The sequence below is a fragment of the Microcystis sp. M53603_WE2 genome (assembly GCF_030065435.1).
The window spans coordinates 1-2,040 of record NZ_JASJFF010001234.1 but is presented as its reverse complement, the minus strand read 5'-3'; the positions used below and the strand labels follow the sequence as shown (position 1 = coordinate 2,040).

Here is a 2,040-nt window from a genome sequence, read left to right as displayed (position 1 = left end):
TTGGTTAGCCTGACCGTCTCCCGGACTAATCACCCTGAGCTTATTGGGCCGTTCCAGGGTGACATCGGCGATCGTTGTGTACACCAGAGGTGGGCCGATACGACTGGGACTCTCGTAGGTGATAGTGGCGGTAAAGGCCAGGGAACGAGCGGCACTTAAGCGATCGCTCATTTGCTTGAGAATTGCTAGGGCCTTGGGTTCAATTTTTGCGGGAGTTTCTGCTGAGACCGGGGAAACGATTCCCAGCCCAGAGGAGCTAATTAGACCCAGTAAAAGGATTTTTGGCAGAAAATTCATGGCAGCTCTGAAAATCTAGTTTTTGTTAATGTGCTTAGACTGCTCGCAAAAATAACCGAGGAATTATTAATTAAACTGGTGACTTGTTTTTTGATTGATTGATGGCTTTTACCGCTTCTGTTGCTGGAGAACCTCCATTTTATTTCTCAATTCTAAGATTTGGTTGTTTTCATCAGCAAAAGTTTATAAATTTGACCTGGGGGAAGTCAGGGCATTGTTCTGTCGAAAAAGAGTCACGACTCGAGGTAATAAGTAGGGAGGCACAATTATTTGTAGGATGGGTTAGCGGTAGCGTAACCCATGCGGGCGTTGGGTTTCATGCTTCAACCCAACCTACGTTCATCTTATATTTAATTCCACCCACCCACTTAGATGGTAGTTTTCACAATTTCGACATTCAAGATTGTAGCGTGTCATCAAAATTTTTCTTGCCATCTCACGCCAAAATCGCGATAATCTTCACAGTTTCCTTTCGCCGACTTGTTCTCTAATGAGATGAAATATATCCCCCTGCTTCGGGTTAATACTTTGTTACCCTTTGTTACGTTTCTTCATCGCATCGGTTCCCCCACGGAAAAATTATTAGAGGAGGTAAAATTACCCTTATTTGCGCTCGATCATCCCGAATCTTTAATCCCACGTCATCAGGCCTTCTCGTTGATCGAGAAAGCGGCGCACAGAGAAGGTATAGACAACTTAGGATTATTAGTAGGGAAGGCAACTTCGATCGCTGATTTAGGGACTTTCAGGCGAATTATTTGTCAGTCTTTGACTGTCTATGATGCTTTTAATACGGTCAAAAACATGATCACTGCTAACAATTCAGGGGAAATATTCTGGATTAAAGAACAGGAAGAAACCGCTTATTTTTGTCAGCGTTATCTCCACAATCAGGAGGTTAATTGTCATTATGCTGCCCAATTTGCTTCAAGACTGATGATCGAATTAGTTAGTATCGCCCTAGGAAAATTATGGCAGCCACCGACAATTTATCTTCAGGGTGAGCGGGGCTGCGAATTAAAAGATGAATCTTTAAGCAGAACTAAAATTCGTGCGGGAATGGGATTTACCGCTATTGTTTTTCCTCGTTCTTTTCTGAGTTTACCTCTTAAATTTTCCGTAGCTTTAGATAATAAACCGAGTCAAAAAGATCGGGAAAATCTCTATTCTTCCTCCCCTGTACAGAATATATAGCGGTTCTCGCATCTGTGCGGCACACTTAAACCTTTGCTGATTAAGCTGTTCAGGATCGGGAATGTACCTCTTGTGAATCAGAAACGCTATAAGTGGCTCTTTAAAACAGGTGATTACTCCTCTTTTACCCAACGGTTATCCCGATATTAACTTAGCCAAAGAAATCACCGGCATGAGTGTCCGTACCCTACAAAGAAGGTTAGGAGAAGAAGGTTTAACCTATACTCAGGTAGTGGAAAAAATTCGTTTTGAGCAAGCAGTTTTGTGGCTGCAGGAACCACAGATAAAATTAATTGATATTGCCATGGAATTAGGTTACAGTGATCCCGCCCATTTTACTCGCGCTTTTAAGCGTTGGACAGGATTATCACCGCGGGATTTTCGTTGTCAAAAATTGGCTAATTATCAATAGACCTCTAGAGGAGGAGTAAGGGGCCAGTGTTCTCGGAGTCTGGACAAGAAAACACCAAGAGATTGAACAAAATTAATTACACCTATGGAAGGGACTATTGCAAGAGTGCCTATCCTAACCAAAAAATTAAGGCTCTC

3 protein-coding genes are annotated in these 2,040 nt (G+C 42.5%); 2 read left to right on the top strand and 1 reads right to left on the bottom strand.

What is annotated here, in order from left to right; genetic code table 11:
- On the bottom strand, positions 1–297 hold a 297-nt coding region (locus PX481_RS25870), incomplete at its 3' end, for a DUF2092 domain-containing protein (RefSeq protein WP_043999217.1).
- A 528-nt stretch (positions 298–825) separates the two neighbouring features.
- On the opposite strand from PX481_RS25870, the gene PX481_RS25865 reads away from it, so the two are divergent.
- Positions 826–1,491, top strand: a complete 666-nt coding sequence (locus tag PX481_RS25865) for an AraC family transcriptional regulator ligand-binding domain-containing protein (protein ID WP_288028228.1) — start codon at positions 826–828, stop codon at positions 1,489–1,491.
- 109 nt (positions 1,492–1,600) lie between these two features.
- Positions 1,601–1,903, top strand: coding sequence for a helix-turn-helix transcriptional regulator (locus tag PX481_RS25860; RefSeq protein WP_288096823.1), 303 nt, complete (start codon positions 1,601–1,603; stop codon positions 1,901–1,903).
- Positions 1,904–2,040 lie beyond the last annotated feature (137 nt).